Annotated in this window: 22 protein-coding genes and 1 tRNA gene; 13 read left to right on the forward strand and 10 right to left on the reverse strand. The window is 70.6% G+C overall.

Annotation, left to right across the window (positions count from 1 at the left end; genetic code table 11):
- Window positions 1-44: 44 nt before the first annotated feature.
- The gene (locus ACZ59A_RS28625) at window positions 45-764 is read right to left on the reverse strand and encodes a DUF5324 family protein (RefSeq protein WP_470964086.1); all 720 of its coding nucleotides are present in this window, start codon (window positions 762-764) and stop codon (window positions 45-47) included.
- 283 nt (window positions 765-1,047) lie between these two features.
- On the opposite strand from ACZ59A_RS28625, the gene ACZ59A_RS28630 reads away from it, so the two are divergent.
- Both ACZ59A_RS28630 and ACZ59A_RS28635 read left to right on the forward strand, forming a co-directional pair.
- Window positions 1,048-1,581 carry a peptidylprolyl isomerase gene (locus tag ACZ59A_RS28630; protein ID WP_009716467.1) on the forward strand — a complete coding sequence of 178 codons (534 nt, stop codon included), beginning with the start codon at window positions 1,048-1,050 and terminating at the stop codon, window positions 1,579-1,581.
- A gap of 95 nt (window positions 1,582-1,676) precedes the next feature.
- Complete coding sequence (locus tag ACZ59A_RS28635; RefSeq protein ID WP_470964089.1) at window positions 1,677-2,561, forward strand: rhomboid family intramembrane serine protease; 885 nt, start codon at window positions 1,677-1,679, stop codon at window positions 2,559-2,561.
- 302 nt (window positions 2,562-2,863) lie between these two features.
- Here ACZ59A_RS28635 and crgA read toward each other — a convergent pair whose 3' ends face one another.
- Window positions 2,864-3,121 (reverse strand): cell division protein CrgA, encoded by a 258-nt coding sequence (crgA, locus tag ACZ59A_RS28640; RefSeq protein WP_385446029.1) that lies wholly within the window; start codon window positions 3,119-3,121, stop codon window positions 2,864-2,866.
- 145 nt (window positions 3,122-3,266) lie between these two features.
- Between crgA and ACZ59A_RS28645 the strand changes: the two genes are divergently transcribed.
- The 6 genes from ACZ59A_RS28645 to ACZ59A_RS28670 all read left to right on the forward strand — a co-directional run bounded on the left by ACZ59A_RS28645 (window position 3,267) and on the right by ACZ59A_RS28670 (window position 7,764).
- Window positions 3,267-4,037, forward strand: coding sequence for a DUF881 domain-containing protein (locus ACZ59A_RS28645; RefSeq protein ID WP_470964092.1), 771 nt, complete (start codon window positions 3,267-3,269; stop codon window positions 4,035-4,037).
- Between the two features lie 21 nt (window positions 4,038-4,058).
- Window positions 4,059-4,736 carry a class E sortase gene (locus tag ACZ59A_RS28650; RefSeq protein WP_470964095.1) on the forward strand — a complete coding sequence of 226 codons (678 nt, stop codon included), beginning with the start codon at window positions 4,059-4,061 and terminating at the stop codon, window positions 4,734-4,736.
- Between the two features lie 84 nt (window positions 4,737-4,820).
- Window positions 4,821-4,997, forward strand: coding sequence for a hypothetical protein (locus ACZ59A_RS28655; RefSeq protein ID WP_470964098.1), 177 nt, complete (start codon window positions 4,821-4,823; stop codon window positions 4,995-4,997).
- Entirely contained in the window at window positions 4,994-5,644 is a 651-nt protein-coding gene (locus tag ACZ59A_RS28660; protein ID WP_063734566.1) for an aminodeoxychorismate/anthranilate synthase component II, read from the forward strand. The genes ACZ59A_RS28655 and ACZ59A_RS28660 overlap by 4 nt, the downstream gene beginning before the upstream one ends.
- Window positions 5,641-6,984: a class E sortase gene (locus ACZ59A_RS28665; RefSeq protein WP_470964102.1), complete on the forward strand. Its 1,344-nt coding sequence runs from the start codon at window positions 5,641-5,643 to the stop codon at window positions 6,982-6,984. The genes ACZ59A_RS28660 and ACZ59A_RS28665 overlap by 4 nt, the downstream gene beginning before the upstream one ends.
- A 33-nt stretch (window positions 6,985-7,017) precedes the next feature.
- Window positions 7,018-7,764, forward strand: a complete 747-nt coding sequence (locus tag ACZ59A_RS28670; protein ID WP_470964105.1) for a class E sortase — start codon at window positions 7,018-7,020, stop codon at window positions 7,762-7,764.
- Window positions 7,765-7,913: 149 nt separating this feature from the next.
- Here the strand turns inward: ACZ59A_RS28670 and pknB are convergent, their stop codons facing one another.
- The 6 genes from pknB to ACZ59A_RS28700 all read right to left on the reverse strand — a co-directional run bounded on the left by pknB (window position 7,914) and on the right by ACZ59A_RS28700 (window position 16,009).
- Window positions 7,914-9,899 carry a Stk1 family PASTA domain-containing Ser/Thr kinase gene (pknB, locus tag ACZ59A_RS28675; RefSeq protein ID WP_470964108.1) on the reverse strand — a complete coding sequence of 662 codons (1,986 nt, stop codon included), beginning with the start codon at window positions 9,897-9,899 and terminating at the stop codon, window positions 7,914-7,916.
- Window positions 9,900-10,070: 171 nt separating this feature from the next.
- The gene (locus tag ACZ59A_RS28680) at window positions 10,071-11,543 is read right to left on the reverse strand and encodes a peptidoglycan D,D-transpeptidase FtsI family protein (protein ID WP_470964111.1); all 1,473 of its coding nucleotides are present in this window, start codon (window positions 11,541-11,543) and stop codon (window positions 10,071-10,073) included.
- The gene (locus ACZ59A_RS28685; protein ID WP_468043028.1) at window positions 11,540-12,967 is read right to left on the reverse strand and encodes an FtsW/RodA/SpoVE family cell cycle protein; all 1,428 of its coding nucleotides are present in this window, start codon (window positions 12,965-12,967) and stop codon (window positions 11,540-11,542) included. Before ACZ59A_RS28685 ends, ACZ59A_RS28680 begins: the two co-directional genes overlap by 4 nt.
- A 23-nt stretch (window positions 12,968-12,990) precedes the next feature.
- Window positions 12,991-14,571 (reverse strand): Stp1/IreP family PP2C-type Ser/Thr phosphatase, encoded by a 1,581-nt coding sequence (locus tag ACZ59A_RS28690; protein ID WP_470964446.1) that lies wholly within the window; start codon window positions 14,569-14,571, stop codon window positions 12,991-12,993.
- Window positions 14,572-14,646: 75 nt separating this feature from the next.
- Window positions 14,647-15,171, reverse strand: coding sequence for an FHA domain-containing protein FhaB/FipA (locus ACZ59A_RS28695; RefSeq protein WP_468043027.1), 525 nt, complete (start codon window positions 15,169-15,171; stop codon window positions 14,647-14,649).
- 10 nt (window positions 15,172-15,181) lie between these two features.
- The gene (locus ACZ59A_RS28700; RefSeq protein WP_468043025.1) at window positions 15,182-16,009 is read right to left on the reverse strand and encodes an FhaA domain-containing protein; all 828 of its coding nucleotides are present in this window, start codon (window positions 16,007-16,009) and stop codon (window positions 15,182-15,184) included.
- A 306-nt stretch (window positions 16,010-16,315) separates the two neighbouring features.
- Here ACZ59A_RS28700 and ACZ59A_RS28705 point away from each other — a divergent pair.
- Window positions 16,316-16,402, forward strand: a tRNA-Leu gene (locus ACZ59A_RS28705).
- A 280-nt stretch (window positions 16,403-16,682) separates the two neighbouring features.
- Here ACZ59A_RS28705 and ACZ59A_RS28710 read toward each other — a convergent pair.
- Window positions 16,683-17,339: an FMN-dependent NADH-azoreductase gene (locus ACZ59A_RS28710; protein WP_470964115.1), complete on the reverse strand. Its 657-nt coding sequence runs from the start codon at window positions 17,337-17,339 to the stop codon at window positions 16,683-16,685.
- 119 nt (window positions 17,340-17,458) lie between these two features.
- On the opposite strand from ACZ59A_RS28710, the gene ACZ59A_RS28715 reads away from it, so the two are divergent.
- The 4 genes from ACZ59A_RS28715 (at window position 17,459) to ACZ59A_RS28730 (ending at window position 20,864) form a co-directional block, all read left to right on the forward strand.
- On the forward strand, window positions 17,459-17,839 hold the full coding sequence (locus tag ACZ59A_RS28715; protein ID WP_468043021.1) for a winged helix-turn-helix transcriptional regulator: 381 nt from the start codon (window positions 17,459-17,461) through the stop codon (window positions 17,837-17,839).
- 204 nt (window positions 17,840-18,043) lie between these two features.
- Entirely contained in the window at window positions 18,044-19,489 is a 1,446-nt protein-coding gene (locus ACZ59A_RS28720; RefSeq protein ID WP_470964118.1) for a DUF2252 domain-containing protein, read from the forward strand.
- Between the two features lie 39 nt (window positions 19,490-19,528).
- The gene (locus ACZ59A_RS28725) at window positions 19,529-20,467 is read left to right on the forward strand and encodes a hypothetical protein (RefSeq protein WP_470964121.1); all 939 of its coding nucleotides are present in this window, start codon (window positions 19,529-19,531) and stop codon (window positions 20,465-20,467) included.
- 43 nt (window positions 20,468-20,510) lie between these two features.
- The gene (locus ACZ59A_RS28730) at window positions 20,511-20,864 is read left to right on the forward strand and encodes a rhodanese-like domain-containing protein (protein ID WP_470964124.1); all 354 of its coding nucleotides are present in this window, start codon (window positions 20,511-20,513) and stop codon (window positions 20,862-20,864) included.
- Between the two features lie 50 nt (window positions 20,865-20,914).
- Here the strand turns inward: ACZ59A_RS28730 and ACZ59A_RS28735 are convergent, their stop codons facing one another.
- Window positions 20,915-22,066, reverse strand: coding sequence for an acyl-CoA dehydrogenase family protein (locus ACZ59A_RS28735; protein WP_470964127.1), 1,152 nt, complete (start codon window positions 22,064-22,066; stop codon window positions 20,915-20,917).
- Window positions 22,067-22,081 lie beyond the last annotated feature (15 nt).

A 22,081-nucleotide genomic window follows, 5' to 3' on the forward strand; every position in this document is an offset into this window, starting at 1 on the left:
CTCTTGGCCGGATTCGGTCCCCGGCCGGGTGCGACGACGAGGCGTCAGCGCTGGTCGTCGTCCTTCCCGGCTTCGGCCTCCGCCTGCTTGGCCTGCACCTCGGGGTCGAGGGTGTCGCTGCCGTCCACCGCGGACAGCCGCTCGCGGTCGCCCACCTCGGTCGCCGCCGGGGGCTCGACCAGCCAGTCGGGGTTGGCCTGCCGGTCCCACCACTTCCAGGCGGCGAAGACACCGGCGCCCACCAGGCCGATGAAGGCGGCCCGCTTGGCGACGCGGCCCATGCGGGCCCGGCGGCGGCGCTTGCGGCTGAGCTTCTCGATGTCGGCCGCCGTCACATGGGTGCGCAGCGCGGCGACGGCCGCGCCCGCCCGCGTGACCGCTTCCTCGCGCGCCGGTCCGGCGGCCGCGCGCGCTCCGGCCACCGCGTGCTCGACGCGCGGCCCGGTGTAGTCGGCGGCCTGCCGCGCGGCCTTGCGGGTCCGCTTGGCGGCGCGGGCGGCGGCCGCATCGACCTTGGGCGGCAGGGTGCCGCGGGCCTGGTTGAGCCGGGGCGCGACATGCGCGTGGTACTGGCCGCCGGCGGCGCAACGGGCCTGCTGTGCGGCGTGGGAGACCTTCGGCGCCAGCCGTACGCGGGCTTCGTGCGCGTACTGCGTGGCGGTGTCCTTGGCCGTGCCGGCGTAGGGCGCCACCGCCTCCGCGGCGTGCAGGACGCTGTCCTTCGCGGTGCCGGTCGCGGCTCGCACGCTGTCAATGCGGGTCACGGGATCCTCCTCCTCGGTGGCGTGGTGATGCTCCGGGGTGCAGAGTGCTGAGCTGCATGTGCGCAGTTTCGTGTTTCCATCCGAAGAAAGATCATGCCTGTTTGTGGAGATCATGCCCGTTCGCAGCCCACGCGGCATGCGTGAACCGGCATCCGGGTCATAGGGGAGATTCTCCCGGAAAACGCGTGGAATGGCGCGCCGCGTGCGTCTTCGGCGGCTACTCGTCGCACTCGGGTCCGTGCGAGGATCAGGGCAAGGAAGCGAAAACGATGGAAGGTAGATCGTGGCCGAGCAGCTGTATGCCACCCTCAAGACGAACAACGGCGACATCGTGGTTCGGCTGCTGCCGAACCACGCGCCCAAGACCGTGAAGAACTTCGTGGAGCTCGCCGAGGGCACCCGCGAGTGGACCCACCCGGCCACCGGCAAGAAGGCCGCGGAGAAGCTCTACGACGGCACCGTGTTCCACCGCGTGATCAGCGGTTTCATGATCCAGGGCGGTGACCCGCTGGGCAACGGCACCGGCGGCCCGGGCTACGAGTTCGGTGACGAGTTCCACCCGGACCTGGCCTTCAACAAGCCGTACCTGCTGGCCATGGCCAACGCCGGCCCGGGCACCAACGGCTCGCAGTTCTTCATCACGCTCGCCCCGACCACCTGGCTGACCGGCAAGCACAGCATCTTCGGCGAGGTCGTCGACGAGGCCAGCAAGAAGGTCGTCGACGCCATCGGGGGTGCCGCGACCAACCCGCGCACCGACCGGCCGCTCCAGGACGTCGTGATCGAGTCCGTCGTCGTGGAGACCCGAGAGGGCTGAACCCCGCACGGGAACTCCGCGCCCCGCTTGTCCGTGAGAACAAGCGGGGCGGGGGGAACGCGCGCAAGTCCGCGGACAGGGGGCGAAGGGACACCATGGAGGACCAGGCGGTCTGCTGTTATCGGCACCCGCAGCGGGAGACCGGCATCAGCTGTTCCCGCTGTGAGCGCCCGATCTGTCCGGAGTGCATGATCAGCGCCTCGGTCGGGTTCCACTGCCCCGAGTGTGTCCGCGGCGGTGCGTCCGCCTCCGCCTCCGGCGAGCCCACCGGGCCCCCGCGGCGCGCGGCCGAGCCGCGCACCATAGCCGGCGGCGCGTACAGCGCCGATCCGCGCCTCGTCACCAAGATCCTGATCGGTCTCAACATCGCCGTCTGGCTGGCGGTGCTGGGGACCGGAGACCGCCTGGTGGACGCCTTCGACCTGGTGGGCCGGGCCTACGACCCGGGCACGGCCGACATCGTGGGCGTCGCCGAGGGGCAGTGGTACCGGCTGCTGACCGCGGTCTTCCTGCACCAGGAGCCGATGCACATCGCCTTCAACATGCTGTCCCTGTGGTGGATCGGCGCCCCGCTGGAGGCCGCGCTCGGCCGCGCCCGCTACCTCACGCTCTATCTGCTGTCGGGGCTCGGCGGCAGCGCGCTGTCGTATCTGCTCGCCGCGCAGAACCAGCCCTCGCTCGGCGCCTCCGGCGCGGTCTTCGGGCTGCTGGGTGCCACCGCCGTCCTGATGCGGCGGCTCAACTACGACATGCGCCCCGTCATTGCGCTGCTCGTGCTGAACCTCATCTTCACCTTCGGCTGGTCCGGGATCGCCTGGCAGGCGCATGTCGGTGGCCTGGTGGTCGGCACGGTGGTGGCGTACGCGATGGTGCACGCGCCGCGGGAGCGGCGCGCCCTGGTGCAGCGGGGCGCCTGCGCCGTGATGCTGCTCGTGATCGTCGCGACGGTGTGGGTCCGTACGCTCCAGCTCACCGGCTGACCCGCTCATCCACCCACCGGCCCACCGGCCCGGGCGGCCCCTGAGGGGGGCTCGAACGGGGGTGGGTTCGGTCAGTTGTCCACAGCACGTGGTCGATCTTGCGCATCCTGTGGAGAACATCTGTGCGTTACCGTACTGACCTGCGTTTTCGCAGGAAGACGCAGGTGTGAACGTTCGAACGTGACCGTTCCACCGGTCACACCGGCGTCAATGCGACAGAGGTTATCCACAGATCTTCTGAGTTTTCCCCGCCTGTGGATAACCCTGTGGACGGGCGCTGCGGCAGACCCCGCGGAGCGGGTCTACTTCCACTGAGTGGAGACCACGAACCCCGCGGCGATGAAGCCGAAGCCGACCACGATGTTCCAGTTGCCCAGGGACTTGACCGGCATGTCCCCCGTCGTCACGTAGAAGAGGACGATCCAGGCGAGGCCGATCAGGAACATCGCCAGCATCAGCGGGGCCACCCACCGGCGGCCACTGGACAGGCTGATGCTGGTCGCCTGCTTCGCCGGCGGCGGCGTGAAATCGTCCTTCTTGCGGATCCGTGACTTCGGCACGAGGAACTCTCCTGTCGATGCGCTGCGTGACCGCGCGGGGATGTGTACGGACGGCGCCGGGGCGGGACGGTGAAGGGGACCGTTTCCCTCCCCCACACGTCAGTTAGCGTAGTCCTTCCGCGGCGTCGTAAGGAGTAAGGGTACGTTGAGCAATTCCGCTGACTCCCCCACCCCGGCGTCCCGGCGTCCCCGGTTCCGGCCCGTCCGGCTGCTGACCGCGGCGGTCTTCGCGCTGGCCGGGATCATCTTCTGGACCAGCTTCAATACGGCCCAGGGCACCGACATCCGCAGCGACGAATCGATGCTGCGGCTCTCCGATCTCATCCAGGAGCGCAGCCGCAAGAACGGCACGCTCGACGAAGGCGCCGCCAAGATGCGCTCCGACGTCGACGCCCTCGCCCGCCGCGACAACGGCAGCAGCAAGGCCGAGCAGCGCAAGCTGGAGCAGCTGGAGAAGACCGCGGGCACCCGGGGGCTCAGCGGCCCCGGGCTCACCGTCACCCTCACCGACGCCCCGCCGAACGCCACCCCCAAGATCCCCGGCGTGCCCGACCCGCAGCCCAACGACCTCGTCATCCACCAGCAGGACCTGCAGGCCGTGGTCAACGCGCTGTGGCAGGGCGGCGCCAAGGGGATCAAGGTGATGGACCAGCGGCTGATCTCCACCAGCGCCGTGCGCTGCGTCGGCAACACCCTGATCCTCCAGGGCCGGGTCTACTCCCCGCCCTACAAGATCACCGCCGTGGGTGACAGGGACCGGCTGAGCACCGCGCTCACCGCCTCCCCCACCATCCAGAACTACCGTTCCTACGTCGAGGCGTACGGCCTCGGCTGGAAAGTCGACCAGCACGACACGGTGACTCTTCCCGGCTACTCCGGCACAGTGGACCTGCACCAGGCACAGCCCGTCCCGTAGCCGCGCGCCGATGGGGGGCCGATGAGGATCCGGCTGGTCATCAGGACGCTCAGTGAGGTCTGCGTCACCGCCGGGACCCTGATCCTCCTCTTCGTCGTCTACCTCCTGTACTGGACCTCCGTCCGCGCCGACCAGGCCATGGACGGTGAGATCGACCACCTCCAGGACCGCTGGGCCGCGGGACCGGTCGCCGCGGCCGAGCGGCCCGCGCCCCGCCCCCGCGCCTACGAGAGCGGCAGATCCTTCGCGATCATGTACATCCCGCGCTTCGGCGCCGACTGGGCCAAGCCCGTCCTCCAGGGCACCGCCGCCGCCACCCTGCGCAAGGGGCTCGGGCACTACGCGGGCACCGGCCGCCTCGGCGCCACGGGAAACTTCGCCGTCGCCGGGCACCGCCGCACCTACGGCGACCCCTTCAAGGACTTCCCCCGGCTGCGCCCCGGCGACGCGGTGGTGCTGTCCGACGGCACCACCTGGTACACGTACCGCATCACCGGGCGGCCCTACCGCACCCTGCCGACCGACGTCGGGGTGCTCGACCGGGTGCCGCGCGCCTCCGGCTTCCGCGGCCCCGGCCGCTATCTGACGCTCACGACCTGTGAGCCCGAGTGGGGGCACAGCCACCGGCTGATCGCCTGGGCGCATCTCGACGCGACTCAAACGGTTGCCCAAGGCAAGCCCAAGGCTTTGTCCGGCTGACCCTCCGGCCCCACCCCCGGACCTTTACTCTGGTCCTGCACTCCGGTGCTGCAATCGACTTCGTCATCGGTGAGTAGGGATGGCATGTACGGCTGGATCTGGCGGCATCTGCCGGGTAACACATGGGCACGGGCGGCGATTTCGCTCGCGCTCGTGCTGGCGATCGTATTCGTGCTCTTCCAGTACGTCTTCCCGTGGGCGGAGCCGCTGCTGCCGTTCAACGACGTGACGGTCGACCAGGGAATGGCGGGTCCCCGATGAGCGCGCGCGTCCTGGTCGTCGACAACTACGACAGCTTCGTCTTCAACCTCGTCCAGTACCTCTACCAGCTCGGCGCCGAGTGCGAGGTGGTGCGCAACGACGAGGTCTCCCTCGCGCACGCCCAGGACGGCTTCGACGGCGTGCTGCTCTCCCCCGGCCCCGGCACCCCCGAGAAGGCGGGCGTCTGCGTCGACATGGTGCGGCACTGCGCGGACACCGGGGTGCCGGTGTTCGGCGTCTGCCTGGGGATGCAGTCCATGGCCGTCGCCTACGGCGGCGTCGTCGGCCGCGCCCCGGAGCTGCTGCACGGCAAGACCTCGCTGGTGACCCATGAGGGCGCGGGCGTCTTCAGCGGGCTGCCGTCGCCCTTCACCGCCACCCGCTACCACTCCCTCGCGGTCGAACGGGGCACCGTTCCCGACGCGTTGGAGATCACCGCCTGGACGGAGACGGGCATCGCCATGGGGCTGCGCCACCGCGAACTGCGGGTCGAGGGTGTCCAGTTCCACCCCGAGTCCGTCCTCACCGAATGGGGTCACCGCATGCTCGCCAACTGGCTGGTGGAGTGCGGCGACACGGATGCGATAGAGCGGTCGACGGGGCTCGCCCCGGTGGTCGGGGCGGTCGGCGGCAAGGCCGTCGAGTGACCGCACCGCGCCCGGGGCGCGAGGGCGCGGCCCAGGGCGCCCCGGAACCCGCCGCGGGCGCCGCACCGGACCCCGAGCCGCGGCCCTCCGGGCGCCGCCGCCGCGCCCGTCCGGCGGTCGAGGGCGAGCACCCCGAGGGGGCGGCCGCAGCGCCCACCGGGCGGCGGCGCGCCCGGTCGGCGTCCACGGACGGGGGCCCCGGCGGCCCCGGCAGTCCCGGCGGCCCCGGCAGTGCCTCCGCCCCCGACCGCCCCGCGAGTGCGGGCGAGACTGCCGTCCTGGCTCCCGTCGTCCCGGACCCCGCCTCCCCGGTCGCTCCGGAGGCTCCCGCGGGGAACGAGGAGACGATGGCGCTGCGGGCCTTGGCCGCCCGTACGGCGCCCGTCCACGACCGGACCGTGCCGCTGCGCACGGTCGAGCCGGGCCGTACGGCGGACCGGGCGGCGGACCGGGCGCCGGGCAGGACCCCGGGGGACGCGGCGCCGCTCACCGGCGGCCGTGCGGCCCGCCGTAAGGCGGCTCAGGAGGCCGCGAAGCGCGGCGGACGGCACGGAGCCCGGGCGCTGGGCGGTTCGGGCGTCAGCGGGGCCACAGGCGCTTCGGAGACGGCGGCGCGGCCCCGTACCCGTATGGAGGCCAAGCGCGCCGCCCGGGCGCGCAAGGACAGCCCGGGCGTGGTGGCGAGCCGGGTGATCGGCGAGGTCTTCATCACCCTCGGTGTGGTGATGCTGCTCTTCGTGACGTACCAGCTGTGGTGGACGAACATCCTGGCGCACCAGCAGGCGAACGGCGCGGCGGGCGATCTGCAGAAGCAGTGGGACACGAAGGGCGCGGACCGCGATCCGGGGGTGTTCTCCCCCGGTCAGGGATTCGCGATCATCTATATCCCCAAGCTGGACGTGAAGGCCCCGATCGCCGAGGGGATCGACAAGCACAAGGTCCTCGACCGCGGCATGGTCGGGCACTACGCCAAGGGCAAGCTGAAGACCGCGATGCCGTGGGACAAGAAGGGCAACTTCGCGCTCGCCGGGCACCGCAACACCCACGGCGAGCCGTTCCGCTACATCAACCGCCTCAAGCCCGGCGACAAGATCGTCGTCGAGACGCAGAGCCGGTTCTACACCTACGACATGACCAGCATCCTGCCGCAGACGTCCCCCTCGAACACGGGCGTCATCGGCCCGGTGCCGTCCGGTTCCGGCTTCGGCAAGCCGGGCCGCTACCTCACGCTGACGACCTGCACCCCCGAGTTCACCAGCACGTATCGGATGATCGTCTGGGGCAAGATGGTCGACGAGCGGCCGCGCGGTGAGGGGAAGCCGGACGCACTGGTCGAGTAGGACCGGGAAGATCCAGAAAAGGGGTACCACGCGGTGGCACGGACCGACCACGACCAGCGGCAGGGCCGGGACCCCGCCCCGCCCGCGCAGGCGCAGCCGACCCGCGGCTCCGGCCGCGGGCGGATCGCGGCGGCCATCGGGGTGCTGGGCGAGCTGCTGATCACCGCGGGGCTGATCCTGGCCCTCTTCGTGGCCTACTCCCTGTGGTGGACGAACGTCCTCGCCGACCGGGAGGCGAAGAAGCAGGGCGACCAGGTGCGCAAGCACTGGGCCGCGCAGGGGCCGGGCAGACTCGACACCAAGGACGGCATCGGCTTCCTGCACGTACCGGCCATGGGCGACGGTGAGGTGCTGGTCAGGAAGGGCACCTCGGCCAAGGTCCTCAACGACGGTGTCGCCGGGTATTACACGGAGCCCATCAAGTCGGCGATGCCCTGGGCGAAGTCGGGCAACTTCTCGCTGGCCGCCCACCGGGACGGGCACGGCGCCAAGTTCCACAACATCGACAAGGTCCACGACGGCGACGCGGTGGTCTTCGAGACCCGGGACACCTGGTTCGTCTACAAGGTCTACGCGGCGCTCCCCGAGACCTCGAAGTTCAACGTGGACGTGCTGAAGGCGGTCCCGAAGGAGTCGGGCAAGAAGAAGGCGGGCCGCTACGTCACCCTCTCGACCTGCACCCCGGTCTTCACCTCGGAGTACCGCTACATCGTCTGGGGCGAGCTGGTGCGCACCGAGAAGGTCGACGCGGACCGTACGCCCCCCAAGGAACTGCGCTGAACCCTCCCGCACCACGGGGAAGCTTCCCGCACCACGGGGAAGCCTCCCGCACCACGGGGAAGCCTCCCGCACCACGGGGAAGCCCCCGGCGCCCTCTCCCGGGCGCCGGGGGCTTCCCCGTGCGGTTGTGCTGTCGTGCGTGAGGCGGGCTAGCCGAGGCCGCCGAAGAAGCCTCCGCCGTCGTCGCCTCCGCCGCCGCCGTTGCCCTTGACCGTGACGAGGTTCACGGACGTGCCCTTGGGCACCTGGGTGCCCGCGCCGGGGTTGCTGGCGACCACGGTCGCGTTGTCGCCCTGATCGCCCTGGATGTTGCCCACGTTGAGCCCGAGGTCCTGGAGGGCCTTCTTGGCGTCCTTGAGCTTCTGGCCGCCCAGGTTGGGCACCGGGACCTGCTCCTGCTGGGCCGGGGCCTTGGCGACGGTCAGGTTGATGACCGATCCGGGCGCGGCCTGTCCGCCACCGGCCGGGTCCTGCTTGATGACCGTACCGGCCTGGGCGTCGGCGCTCTCCTCTTCCGTCGACTGGACCTTGAAGCCCTGCGCCTTGAGGGCCGTCTCGGCGTCAGCCAGCGGCTTGGTGGTCACGTCGGGGACGGGGACCTGCTGCTGCGGCGCGGCGACGGTCAGGGTGATCGTGGTGCCCCGGGCGACCTTCTTGCCCGCGTCCTCGCTCTGGCGGATGACCTTGCCCGCGGTCTGGTCGGACTCCTCGGTCGTCTTCTCGACGTCGAAGCCCTTGGCGTCCAGCGAGGCCTTCGCCGAATCGAACTGGACGTTGAGGACGTCGGGGACCTCGACCTTCTCCGCGGGCTTCTTGCCCTTGGACATGGTCAGCTCGACCGTGCCGTAGCGCTTGATCTCGCCGTCCTCGGGGGTCTGCTGGCAGACGGTGTTCTTCGGCTGGTCGCAGAAGATGGAGCCGGTCTGCGCCACCTTGAAGTCGCCGTTCTCCCCCTGGGCGCTGGCCTCCTTCAAGGTCTTGCCGGTCAGCGTTGGCACCGGGACCATGTCGGAGTTCTTGCCATCGCCGCCGAAGATCGCCTTCCCGATGAAGATCGCGCCGATCAGCACCAGGACGCCGGCCACCACCAGCAGGATCGTCGAGAGGTTGCGCTTCTTCTCCGGACCGCCCCGTCGGCGCTCGGGCCGCTCGTCGTAGCCGAAGCCGCCGTCGTCGTCCCGCATCGGGGGCAGCATCGACGTCGCGGGACCGGAGTCCTGCGGCCGCAGCATCGTCGTGGGCTGGTCGTTCGAGCCGTAGCCGACCGCGCCCAGCGCGGCGGTCGCGGCGACCGGCTGGCCCTCGAGCGCCGCCTCGATGTCGGCGCGCATCTCGTCGGCCGACTGGTAGCGGTAGTCGGGGTCCTTGACCAGGGCCCGCAGGACGATCGCGTCCATCTCCGGGGTGATGTCGGGATCGTACGTGCTCGGCGGCTGCGGCTCTTCCCGTACGTGCTGGTAGGCCACGGCCACCGGGGAGTCCCCGACGAACGGCGGCCGCACCGTCAGCAGCTCGTACAGCAGACAGCCGCTGGAGTACAGGTCGCTGCGCGCGTCGACGGTCTCGCCCTTGGCCTGCTCGGGGGAGAGGTACTGCGCGGTACCGATGACGGCCGCCGTCTGCGTCATGGTCATACCGGCGTCGCCCATGGCGCGGGCGATGCCGAAGTCCATCACCTTGACCTGGCCGCTGCGCGTGAGCATCACGTTCGCCGGCTTGATGTCCCGGTGGACGATGTTGTTCCGGTGCGAGTACTCCAGGGCCTGGAGGATCCCGACCGTCATCTCCATCGAGCGCTCGGGGAGCAGCTTTCTCCCGGAGTGCAGAAGCTCACGCAGAGTGGAGCCGTCGACGTACTCCATCACGATGTACGGGATCGAGACACCGTCGACGTAGTCCTCGCCGGTGTCGTAGACCGCGACGATCGCGGGATGGTTGAGCGAGGCCGCCGACTGGGCCTCTCGGCGGAACCGGGCCTGGAAGGACGGGTCGCGGGCGAGGTCCACCCGGAGCGTCTTCACGGCGACAGTGCGGCCGAGGCGGGTGTCGTGCGCGAGGTAGACCTCCGCCATGCCACCGCGGCCGAGCACCGAGCCCAGCTCGTACCGGCCGCCGAGGCGACGCGGCTCTTCCATAGCTACTCCAGCCCTCTTCCGTCATTCCCGGCCGCACCCTGTGTGGGGGACCGGCGAAGTGCTGCTCGCGCATACGGTACCCGGCACGTCTTACGGGACCCGGCCTCGGCCGATTCTTGATACCGGACCGGTACGACGACGTGCGGGATTGACATCAGGGCGTGACCGGCGTCACTTGTCGCGCTCGCCGTCCAGTACCGCCTTCATCACATTCTTGGCGATCGGCGCGGCCAGCTTGCCGCCCGCGATGTCGTCGCGGAGGGTGTCGGAACTCTCCACCACGACGGCGACCGCGACCGGGGAACCCTCGTCGGTCTTGGCGTACGAGATGAACCAGGCGTACGGGTTCTCGCTGTTGTCGACGCCGTGCTGTGCGGTACCGGTCTTGCCGCCGACCGTGGCGCCCGGGATCTGGGCGTTGGTGCCGGTGCCCTCCTTGACCACGGTCTCCATCATGTCCTGGAGCTTGCCCGCGTTTTCCGAGCTGAGCGGCTGGCTCATCTCCTCCGGGCTGGTCTGGTCGACCGTGTTCAGGTTGGGGGCGCGCAGCGAGTCGATCATGTACGGCTTCATCAGCTTGCCGTCGTTGGCGATCCCGGCGGCGACCATGGCCATCTGCAGCGGGGTGGCGCGGGTGTCGAACTGGCCGATCGAGGACAGGGCGTTGCCCGGCGCGTCCATCTTCTCGGGGTAGACGCTCTCGGCGGCGCGGACGGGCATGAAGACCTCGTCGTTGAAGCCGAACTTCTTCGCCTCCTCCAGCATCTTGTCCTTGCCCAGGTCGTCACCGAGCTTGCCGAAGACGGTGTTGCAGGAGTAGCGCAGGGCCTGCCGCAGGGTGGCGTTCTTGCAGGGGATGTTCCCCTCGTTGCGCAGGGGCTGGGTGGACAGCGGCAGCTTCCACGGCAGCGGCGAGTCGGTCGCTCCGTCGATGTCCGTGTACTTGCCGTTCTCCAGCGCCGCCGCGGCGGTGACGACCTTGAACGTGGAGCCGGGCGGGTACGTCTGCCGCAGCGCCCGGTTCAGCGTCGGGTTGTCCTCGTCGACCTTGCCCTGCAGCGCCTTCCAGTCGTCCGCGTCGCTCTTCGAGCTGCCCGCGAACTTCGACGGGTCGTAGCTGGGGGTGGAGACGAGCGCGAGGACCTTGCCGGTGCGCGGGTCGAGCGCGGCGACGGCGCCCTTGTTCTTGCCGAGGCCCTTGTAAGCGGCCTCCTGGGCCTTGGCGTTCAGGGTGGTGATGACGTCACCGCCCTTCGGCTTCTTGCCGGTGAACATGTCGACCGTCCGGTTGAAGAACAGCCGGTCGTCGTTGCCGGTGAGGATGCCGTCCTCGATGCTCTCGATCTGGGTGGCACCGTACGCCTGGGAGGCGTAGCCGGTGACCGGCGCCCACATCGCACCGTCCTTGTACGTGCGCTTGTACTTGAAGTCGACCCCGTTGGTCTCCTTCGACCCGGTGATCGGGCGACCGTCGACGATGATGTTGCCGCGCGGCTGGCTGTACTGGGCGATCGCCACGCGACGGTTTCTGTCGTGCGTCTTGAGGTCGTCGGCCTGGACGTACTGGATCCAGTTGTCCCGCACCAGCAGGGCGAGAACCAGGAGGCCGCAGAAGATCGCGATTCGGCGCAGGGGCTTGTTCACGGTCGGACCACCTGAGTCATCTCGGCGTCAGTGGAGGGGGCGGGCGCGGGCGCCGGCCGCCGGGCGGTGTCGCTGATCTTGATGAGGATCGCGATCAGCGCCCAGTTGGCGAGCACCGAGGAACCGCCGTACGCCACGAACGGCATCGTCATACCGGTCAGCGGGATGAGGCCCATCACACCGCCCGCGACGACGAAGACCTGGATGCCGAAGGCCGCGGACAGGCCCGCCGCCAGCAGCTTGCCGAACGGGTCCCGGGCCGCCAGGGCGGTGCGCATGCCGCGCTCCACGATGAGGCCGTACAGCAGGAGGAAGGCCATGGTGCCGGCCAGCCCCAGCTCCTCGCCGACGGTGGCGAGGATGAAGTCGGAGTTGGCCGCGAAGCCGATCAGGTCGGAGGCGCCCTGGCCCCAGCCGGTGCCGGAGACGCCGCCGGAGCCGAACGCCATCAGGGACAGCGCGATCTGCTCGGTGGTGGCCCAGCTGGGCCGGGGGGTGTCGTAGACGGCGAAGGGGTGCAGCCACGCCATCACACGGACCTTCACGTGCGACTCGAACGACGCGACAGTGACCGCGCCGACCGCGGACATCAGCAGACCGAAGACGATCCAGCTGGTGCGCTCGGTCGCGACGTACAGCATGACGACGAACAGGCCGAAGAACAGCAGCGAGCTTCCGAGGTCGGTCTCGAAGACCAGGATCAGGATGCTCATGGCCCAGACGATCAGGATCGGACCGAGGTCACGGCCGCGCGGCAGGTACAGCCCCATGAAGCGGCGGCTGGCCAGCGCGAGCGCGTCCCGCTTCACCATGAGGTAGCCGGAGAAGAAGACCGCGATGATGATCTTGGCGAATTCACCGGGCTGGATGGAGAAGGAGCCGACGGTGATCCAGATGCGTGCGCCGAACCGGGCCGGGAAGAACATCGGCAGGATCAGCAGGATCAGCGCGCCGATCATGGAGATGTACGTGTACCGCTGCAGAATCCGGTGATCCTTGAGGAGGATCAGGACGGCCACGAAGAGGGCCACGCCCATCGCCGAGTACATCAGCTGGTTGGGCGCCGAGGGGGCGAAGGTCTGACCGATCTCCTCCGCTCGCACGGCCAGCCGCCTCGACTGGTCCAGCCGCCAGATGATCACGAGGCCGAGGCCGTTGAGGAGCGTGGCGATCGGCAGCAGCAGCGGATCGGCGTACGGCGTGAACTTGCGGATCACGAGGTGGCCGATGCCCGCGAGCAGGCCGAGCCCGATGCCGTAGCTGAGCATGCCCGAGGGCAGCTCGTCGCTGAGCGCCAGGCCCGCGTTGGCGTACGCGAAGACCGGGATGATCACCGCGAACGCCAGCATGGCCAGCTCGGTGTTGCGGCGGCTCGGTGGACCGGCCGTACTGATCGTGGTCGTGTTGGTCGTACTACTGCTCATGGGTGGGCGGCCCTCTCACGGCTTCACGGCTGGGTGCTGCTGCACTGCGGGACCAACTCCTTCTCCTGCTCCGACAGGGTGGGACCCGGCTTCGGAGTGGGAGAGGACGACGCCGACTTCGTCGGCGTCGGTGTGGCCTTGGCGGCGCGCAACTCCGTCGTCGCGCTCTGACTCTGCTGCGGCGTGCCGCCGCTGCTGCTTGCCTTGCCTCCGGATCCGCCGCCGGCCTGCCCCTTGCCGCCGGTGAGGTCCTTCTGGCTCTCCTCGGCCTTGCGCTGTGCGTCAGCCTTTCTGCAGGCGCTGGCGAGAGTGGCGAGATCCTTCGTCTTGTCCTCGGCCTGGCCGAGCCCGCTGACCGCGATGGTGTCCTCCACGCGGCTGCGCTGGTCGGTCGGGAGGTACTTGAGTTCGATCTCGCGGTGGTCCTCATGGACCTTGTTGAGCTTGATCCACGCGAGGTCCTGGCTGATGCCCCGGTAGATCGCGACGTGGTCCCCGTTGGAGCCCACGTAGTACTGCGTCTGCGTCCACTGATAGCCGCTGTAGAGCCCGCCGCCGATCACGGCGAGGCCCAGCGCGATGATCAGCGACCGCTTGACCCAGGACTTACGGCCGCTCTTCTTGGTGTAGTCGCCCTCCGCGTAGGCGCCGTAGCTGCCCTCGGGAGGTCCGCCGAAGCCCGGGTCGCCGCCGCTGCCGGGCGGCCCGAAGCCGCCGGGCGCGTCGCTCTGCTGCGGTACGGGACGGTTGCGCCCCAGCTCGGCGGCGCGGCTCGCCGGGGTGTTCCCGGCGCCGCCGTCCCCGAGGGGGACCTGGTTCTCGGCCACCGCGCCCACGATCACGGGGGTGTCGTTGAGCTGGCCCGCCAGGGTGTCGCCGCCGTCCACGTCGAGGACGTCGGCGACGATGCACGTGATGTTGTCGGGGCCGCCGCCGCGCAGGGCGAGCTGGATCAGCTCCTGCACCGTCTCGTGCGGTCCCTGGTAGCTGGCGAGGGTGTCCTCGAGGGTCTGGTGGCTCACGACGCCGGACAGGCCGTCGGAGCAGATCAGATAGCGGTCGCCGGCCCGGACCTCACGGATGGACAGATCGGGCTCGACGTGGTCGCCGCTGCCCAGCGCGCGCATCAGCAGGGAGCGCTGCGGGTGGGTGCCCGCCTCCTCCTCGGTGATGCGGCCCTCGTCGACGAGCCGCTGCACCCAGGTGTGGTCCTGGGTGATCTGGGTGAGCGCGCCGTCCCGCAGCAGATACGCGCGCGAGTCGCCGACGTGCACGAGGCCGAGCCGCTGGCCGGTCCAGAGCAGGGCCGTGAGCGTCGTGCCCATGCCCTCCAGCTGGGGGTCCTCCTCGACCATGGTCCGCAGCTGGTCGTTGGCCCGCTGCACGGCGGTGCCCAGGGAGGTCAGGATGTCCGAGCCGGGGACGTCGTCGTCGAGCTGGACCAGGGTGGAGATCACCTCGGAGCTGGCGACCTCGCCGGCGGCCTGGCCACCCATGCCGTCGGCGATGGCGAGCAGCCGGGGGCCGGCATAGCCGGAGTCCTCGTTGCCCTCCCGGATCATGCCCTTGTGGGACCCGGCGGCGAAACGCAGTGACAGACTCATGCGCACCTCGCCCGTCGGCTCCGGGTACAGCCCCTTGCCAACCACGCTGCCCACCCTCCGGTCGTCATGGTCCTACTACTTCCGCAGCTCGATGACGGTCTTGCCGATGCGGATCGGTGCACCCAGCGCAATCGGTGTCGGTGTGGTGAGCCGGTTCCGGTCGAGATAGGTGCCGTTGGTGGAGCCGAGGTCCTCGACGATCCACTGGCCGTCACGGTCCGGGTAGATCCTGGCATGCCGGCTGGAGGCGTAGTCGTCGTCCAGCACGATTGTTGAATCGTGCGCACGACCGAGAGTGATGGTCTGCCCCTGGAGCGCGACCGTGGTGCCGGTCAGCGTGCCTTCGGAGACCACCAGTTTGGTGGGGGCCCCGCGGCGGCCGCGGCCCGAGGGCTGCTGGCGCTGCTGGGGCGGAGCGGTCTGCTGTTGCTGCCGCTGTTGCTGCTGCGGTCGGTCGGGGGCGCCACGTCGCGCCGAACCGCGCTGCGTCACGCGAGTCCCGAACAGGTCGCTACGGATGACCTGAACGGCCACGATGACGAACAGCCACAGTACGGCGAGGAAACCCAACCGCATGACCGTGAGGGTCAGCTCTGACATTGCCCCCGCTTCACCCTTCGGCTTGCCGGTAAACGATGGTGGTGCTGCCCACGACGATCCGTGAGCCGTCGCGGAGCGTAGCGCGGGTGGTGTGCTGTCCGTCCACCACGATGCCGTTCGTCGACCCCAGATCCTGGACTGTCGGAGGTGTTCCGACCCGGATTTCACAGTGCCTGCGGGAGACACCGGGATCGTCAATGCGCACGTCAGCGTCGGTGCTGCGGCCCATGACCAGGGTCGGCCGGGAGATCTGGTGGCGAGTGCCATTGATCTCAATCCAGCGCCGGGTCTGTGCCTGCGGCTGCGGCCCGACGCCCGCGCCGCCGCTCCGGGCCCCGGGGCGGGCGCCGGGAGGGGCGCTGGGCATGGGCGGCGCACCCGCGGGCTGGCCGTATCCGGCGGGCCGCTGCTGCGGTGCCCCGCCGCGGGCCGGAGCCTGCTGGGCGGCCGGGCTCTGGGACTCGCTGGAGGCGAGCGTCCGGCTGCGCACCCGGTACAGGCCGGTGTCGAGGTCGTCGGCCTTCTCCAGGTGGACCTTGACGCCCCCCATGAAGGTGTACCGCTGCTGCTTGGCGTAGTCGCGGACCATGCCGGACAGCTCGTCGCCGAGCTGTCCGGAGTACGGCGCGAGCCGCTCGTAGTCGCCGGTGCTCAGCTCAACGATGAAGTCGTTGGGGACGACGGTCCGGTCCCGGTTCCAGATGGTCGCGTTGTTGTCGCACTCACGCTGGAGCGCGCCCGCGATCTCGACGGGCTGGACCTCCGACTTGAACACCTTGGCGAAGGTGCCGTTCACGAGACCCTCGAGACGCTGCTCGAAGCGCTTCAGTACTCCCACGGGGCACCTCCTTCCTCAGTCGTGCTCAGTGTCGTCCTGGTACTGCTTACTGATCGTATCCACGCGTCGGGAAATCGGGTGGTTCCCCTTCCTGGCCCTGTGGAGCAGTGTCACCTCTCACAGGATCGTAGAGGTGCCCTCTGGACAGTGTCCCGCAACCGCGGCGGAGCCCCTCCGGGCGGGGCTCGACAACGAGTGTGAATCCACCCTGTCCAGCGTGCTAGTGTTCTGGATGTCGGAAGGCGCCGCAGGGGACCCGGCCGAAAGGCCCGGGAAACAGGCGGTGAGCGGAAGACAAGCACCCATGCGCGGGTGGCGGAATAGGCAGACGCGCTGGATTCAGGTTCCAGTGCCCGAAAGGGCGTGGGGGTTCAACTCCCCCCTCGCGCACCAGTCGGAGCGGGCCTCTCCGGAGTGACGAAAGTCGCTCGGAGAGGCCCGCTTCGCGTCTGTGGTGGATCCGTGGCGAAGCGGCCGGTGTGGGTCCTGGTGTCTGGGCTTGTCCCCAGTCTTGTGTCTCGCTTGAGTTCGGCTTGATCCACTGCCAGTTCGGCTTGATCCACATCAGCCGTCCCCGGCTCTGCCGGACCGGCTTTCACCGGCTCGGTCCGGACAAACGGAAGCGGGGCCTCCCCGGTTGGGGCGACCCCGCGGTTCCGCGGCCGGGTGCGGATCAGGCGGCGGCGAAGCGGGAGGCGAGCGCCTTGGCCTTCGAGGCGACGTCCTCGTGGGCCTTCGCCTTGGAGGCGTCCGAGAGCTCGACCAGCTCGGCCATCGCCGGGTTGCTGCGGGCCAGGGTGAGCTCCGGCACAACGAACTCGACGTCGAGGTTGAGCCCGTCCCGCAGCGCCTTCTCCAGGTAGGTCGTGACGAACTCGAAGCTCTCCCGCGGCGTGCCCGGGCCGTAGCCGCCGCCCCGGCTGGCGACGACGATCGTCGGGGTGCCCGAGGTGGTGGTCTGCTCGCCGCCGGAGGTACGGCCCACGATGATCACGTGGTCCAGCCACGCCTTCAGGGTGGAGGGAATCGTGAAGTTGTACATCGGGGCGCCTATGAGGACCACATCGGCCTGCTCGAGCTCGCTGGCCAGGGTGTCGCGCAGTGCGAAGGCGGCCTGCTGCTCGGGGGTGTGGCTCTCAGTGGGGACGAACCCGGCCTGGGCGGCGAGGCCGTCCAGGTGCGGCAGCGGCTCGGCGGCCAGGTCGCGGTAGATGACCGTGCCGTTCGGGTGCTGCGCCTCCCACTCCTTGCGGAAGGTGGCGGTCACCGCGCGGGAGGCGGAGGCTTCGCCGGGGAAAACAGACGTGTCGAGGTGAAGAAGCGTGGGCATGGTGGTGCCTCCGTGGACAAGGCGCTCCGGTAAGGAGCGGGTGTTTTCTATGTACCTACGTTTAGCACAGTAGCTTACTTTTCTGCAGCACCCAACGAGAACGCAGTATCGTGTATTCCATGGCGGACGGAGGCGGGCCCGAGGTCCACAACGAGCACGTGTGCAAGCGGGTCGACGGCACGATGACCCGGGTCTTCGAGCTGTTCGGGAAGCGATGGACCGGGCTGATCGTGGCCGTTCTGACCGAGCAGGGGGCGTACTTCGCGGAGCTGAGACGGGCCATCCCGGGAATCAGCGAGCGGATGCTGTCGGACCGGCTCACCGAGCTGTCGGCGGCGGGGCTGGTGATCCGGGAAGTCGATGCCGGGCCTCCGCTGCGGGTGGGCTACCGGCTGACGGAGGCGGGGAAGGCGCTGGAGCCCGCGCTGAAGGAACTCGGGCGGTGGGCCGAGGACCATCTGCCCGAGGGTGAGGGCTGCCCGGAGCAGTTCCGGCCCTGAGCGGTTCCGGCCCTGAGCGGTTCCGGTCCTGAGTAGTTCCGGCCCTGCGTGGTTCCGGCCCTGAGCAGGGACTTCGCAGGGCCGCCGGAGTTTTCCACAGGCCCTGACGGGACTTGGGCGATCGGGGGTACGGTGCTGGTCGGTCGATGGCGCGAGCGCCGTCGGCGGTGCCGGTGACGGACGAGAACGAAGCGGGGGGCGTTGATGGCTGACGGCATGGGTGTGGGCGGGGCGGCCCGACGGCTGCCCCAGGTCCCGGGGTTCGCCGCCTGGCGCGGCGAGGGCCCCACTCCCCGGCAGGAGGGAAAGGCGCTGCGGAAGCGGGTGCCGCGCTCGGCGCACGCCGCGCTGCCGTCGCCCGGTCCCGGTAGGCCGGACGCGGTGGCGGCGGTCGAGCGGTCCAACGCCGGGCGGCTGCCGGAGCTGACGCCGATACGGGTGGGGCGGATGATCGCGACCCCGTTCTCCTTCCTCCGCGGCTCGGCCGGGCTGATGGCGCACGACTTGGCGGGCACCCCGGTGACCGGCGTCGGCGCACAGCTCTGCGGTGACGCGCACGCCGCCAACTTCGGGCTCTACGGGGATGCGCGCGGCGGTCTGGTCATCGACCTGAACGACTTCGACGAGACCGTCCACGGTCCGTGGGAGTGGGATGTGAAGCGGCTCGCGGCCTCGCTGGTGCTGGCCGGGCGGGAGGCCGGAGCCGACGAGGACACCTGCCGGTCGGCGGCCCGTGACGCGGCGGGCGCCTACCGGCGCACGGCGCGGCTGATGGCCAAGCTGCCCGCCACCGACGCGTGGAACGCGATCGCGGACGAGGAACTGGTCTCGCACACCGACGCCCGGGACCTGGCGGGCACCCTGGAGCGGGTCGCCGAGAAGGCCCGGCGGAACACCAGCGCGCGCTTCGCCGCCAAGGCCACGGAGGCGGTCCCGGGCGACGGCGGCTCCTCCGGCCGGCCCGTGGCCCGGCGCTTCGTGGACGCGCCGCCGGTGCTGCGGCGGGTGCCGGACGACGAGGCGGTGGCGGTCGCGGCGGCGCTCGGCGACTATCTGGGGACGCTGCCCGAGGACCGGCTGCCGCTGCTCGCCCGGTACGAGGTGCACGACGTGGCGTTCCGGGTCGTGGGCACGGGCAGCGTGGGGACGCGTTCGTATGTGGTGCTGTTGCTCGACCACCGGGGCGAACCGCTGGTGCTGCAGGTGAAGGAGGCCCGGCCGTCCGCGCTGCTGCCGCATCTGGGGCGGGCCGGTTTCGAGATACCCGACGTCGTCCACGAGGGGCGGCGGGTGGTGCTCGGCCAGAAGCGGATGCAGGTCGTCAGCGACATCCTGCTGGGCTGGACGACGGTGCTCGGGCGGCCGTACCAGGTACGGCAGTTCCGCAACCGCAAGGGGAGCGTCGACCCGGCGGCCCTGTCCGCCGACCAGATGGACGACTACGGGCGGATGACGGGCGCGCTGCTGGCGCGGGCGCATGCGCACAGCGTGGATCCGCGGCTGCTCGCCGGGTACTGCGGCAAGGGAGAGGAGCTGGACGCGGCGATGGCCGACTTCGCGGTGGCGTACGCGGACCGTACGGAGGCCGATCACGCGGAACTGCTGGCCGCGGTGCGTGCCGGGCGGATAGCGGCCGAGCCGGGGGTGTGAGGCTCAAGTACCGGGGGCGGCCCCACGTAGGCTGAGCGGGTGACGAACCGGGAAGCGCAGCAGCAGGCACAGCGGGCGGCGTCCGAGGCGGAGCCACAGGAGGAATCTCAGGCACCGGCCGAGGCCCAGTCCGAGCAGGCACCGTCCGAGGAGGCGCGATCCGAGCAGGCACCGTCCGGGGAAGAGGCGCGGTCCCAGGAGGAGGCGCAGGCCGCCGAACGCCTTGAGCGGGCGGTGCGGGCGGCCGAGCAGGCGCTGATCGAGTTCGAGATCGCGGTGGAGACCTTCCGGGTCGAGGTGGAGAACTTCTCCCGGCTGCACCATCAGCGGCTCGGTCCGATGTACTCGCGCCTGGACGAGCTGGACGCGCTGATCGCCGAGGCGGTCGCGGCGCGCACCGGCGATCCGGAGGACCAGCGGAAGGCTCGCGAGGCGCGCGGACTGGTGCAGCCGATGCCCGGCGTGGAGGAGCTGTTCCACGGCTGGATCGACTCCGACGGCCTGTCGCCGGAGGCGTCCGCGATGCTCACCGAGCAGCCGGTGCAGCCTCCGCCGCGGGTGCGGCCGAGCGAGGAGGCCCGCCGCATCTACCGGGATCTGGCCCGCAAGGCCCATCCGGACCTGGCCGAGGAAGAGGCCGAGCGGGAGCGCCGCGGCGAGTTCATCGTGCGGGTCAACGCGGCGTACGCGGCCGGGGACGCGGCGGCGCTGCGGGCGCTGGCCGAGGAGTGGGAGGCCGGTCCGCCGCCGCCCGAGCGGCGGGCGAGCCGCAGCGAGGAGCTGTACGCCCGGCTGGAGTGGCTGGCCGAGCGCAAGGAGATGCTGGCCGAGGTCGCCTCGGAGCTGGAGTCGAGCGCGATCGGCGCGATGATCAAGATGGCGCCGGAGGATCCGGACCGGCTGCTGGACGAGATCGCCGAGCAGCTGATCGCCCAGGTCTCCGAGAGGGAGGCCCGGCTCGCGGAGCTGGTGCGGTAGTAGGTTTTGCCGAGCTGCCGATGTCGTGTGAGAGGTGTGTGTGATGCATTTTGCCCAGCTTCCCCAGGTGGAGGCCGCGGCGGTACCGGCCGATGGCTTTCTGCTGGACGTCCGGGAGGACGACGAGTGGGCGGCCGGGCATGTCGACGGTGCCCTTCACATTCCGATGGGCCAGGTCGTCGCCCGGTTCGGTGAGCTGACCGAGTCGGTCGGCGAGGGACACCGGGTGCATGTGATGTGCCGGGTCGGCGGGCGGTCCGCGCAGGTGACGCAGTATCTGGTCCCCCAGGGCCTGGACGCGGTGAACGTGGACGGCGGGATGCTCGCCTGGGACGCGGCCGGCCGCCCGATGGTCGGCGGCCAGGACGGCACGGCCGACGGCGCCTTCGTGCTCTAGGCCCGGCCCGGCGGATCTCCGCGGACCCGCGGAGATCCGCCGGACAGGACCTAGAGGGTGTGGGCGGCGAGGAGGTCGCCCAGCTCCTCTTCGTGGGCGGCGGCCGAGCCCAAAGACAGCTCCAGCTGCTTGGCCCAGGCGTGATAGCGGTGCAGCGGATAGTCGGTGACCGCGCCGAAGCCGCCGTGCAGATGCTGGGCGGTCTGGACGACCCGGCGTACGCCGTCGGCGGCCCACATCTTGGCGACCGCCACGTCTCCGGCGACCGGCAGTGCCCCGTTCGCCGTCGCGTCCGGGCCCTTCTCGTCCTGGGAGAGCCGCCAGGCGGCCTGCCAGAGCGTGGCCTCCATGGCCCGCAGATCGATGTACCGGTCGGCGGTCTGGACGGCGACCGCCTGGAACGTGGCGAGCGGATGGCCGAACTGCTCACGCGTGGACGTGTACGAGCTGGTCAGATCGAGCACCGCCGTGCCCACGCCCAGCGCCAGCGCACAGGTACCGGTGGTGAGCAGCGCGCGCAGCCAGTCCCAGGCGCCGTCCGCGTTCAGCACCTCGTGGCCGGTCGTCCGTACGCCGTCCAGCCGGACTTCGGCAAGCCGCTCGCCGCTGGTGGACACCTGCTCGTCCAGGCCGACGCCCGCCCGGTCGCGGGGGACCAGGGCGAGGAGCGTCCGGCCCGTACCGGTGTGGGCCGGGATCAGCAGGTGGTCGGCGTGGGCGGCCCAGAGGACGGCGGTCTGCACACCGTCCAGCACCCAGTCGCCGCCGTCCCGGCGGGCCTGGACGGCGAGTTCGGCCGGGCCGTGGCCGGTGCGTCCGGCGGTGGCAACGGTGAGCACGAGGTCGCCGCGGACGGCCCGGGGCAGCACGGCGGCGCACAGCTCGGGTGCGCCGTACCGCTGCACGGCCAGGGCTGCCGCGGCGGTCTCCAGCAGCGGGACCCGGGCCAGCACCCTCGCGGACTCGCGCAGCACCAGGCACAGGGCGAGCGGGTCGAGTCCGGAGCCGCCGTGGCGCGGGTCGAGGGTCAGCCCGAGCAGATCGGCGTCGGCGAGTCTGCGCCACAGCGCGCGGTCGATGTCGTCGGCGACGGCGCCGGGGGTGAGGGCGGGGCTGGGCACGCCGTCCGGTGTGGTGGAGGAGAAGACGGCCTTCGCCGCCTCGACGGCCGCCTGTTGCTCCTCGGTGAAGGTGAAGTCCACTGTCCGTACCTCCCG

The organism is Streptomyces sp. NPDC040405 (assembly GCF_055595765.1).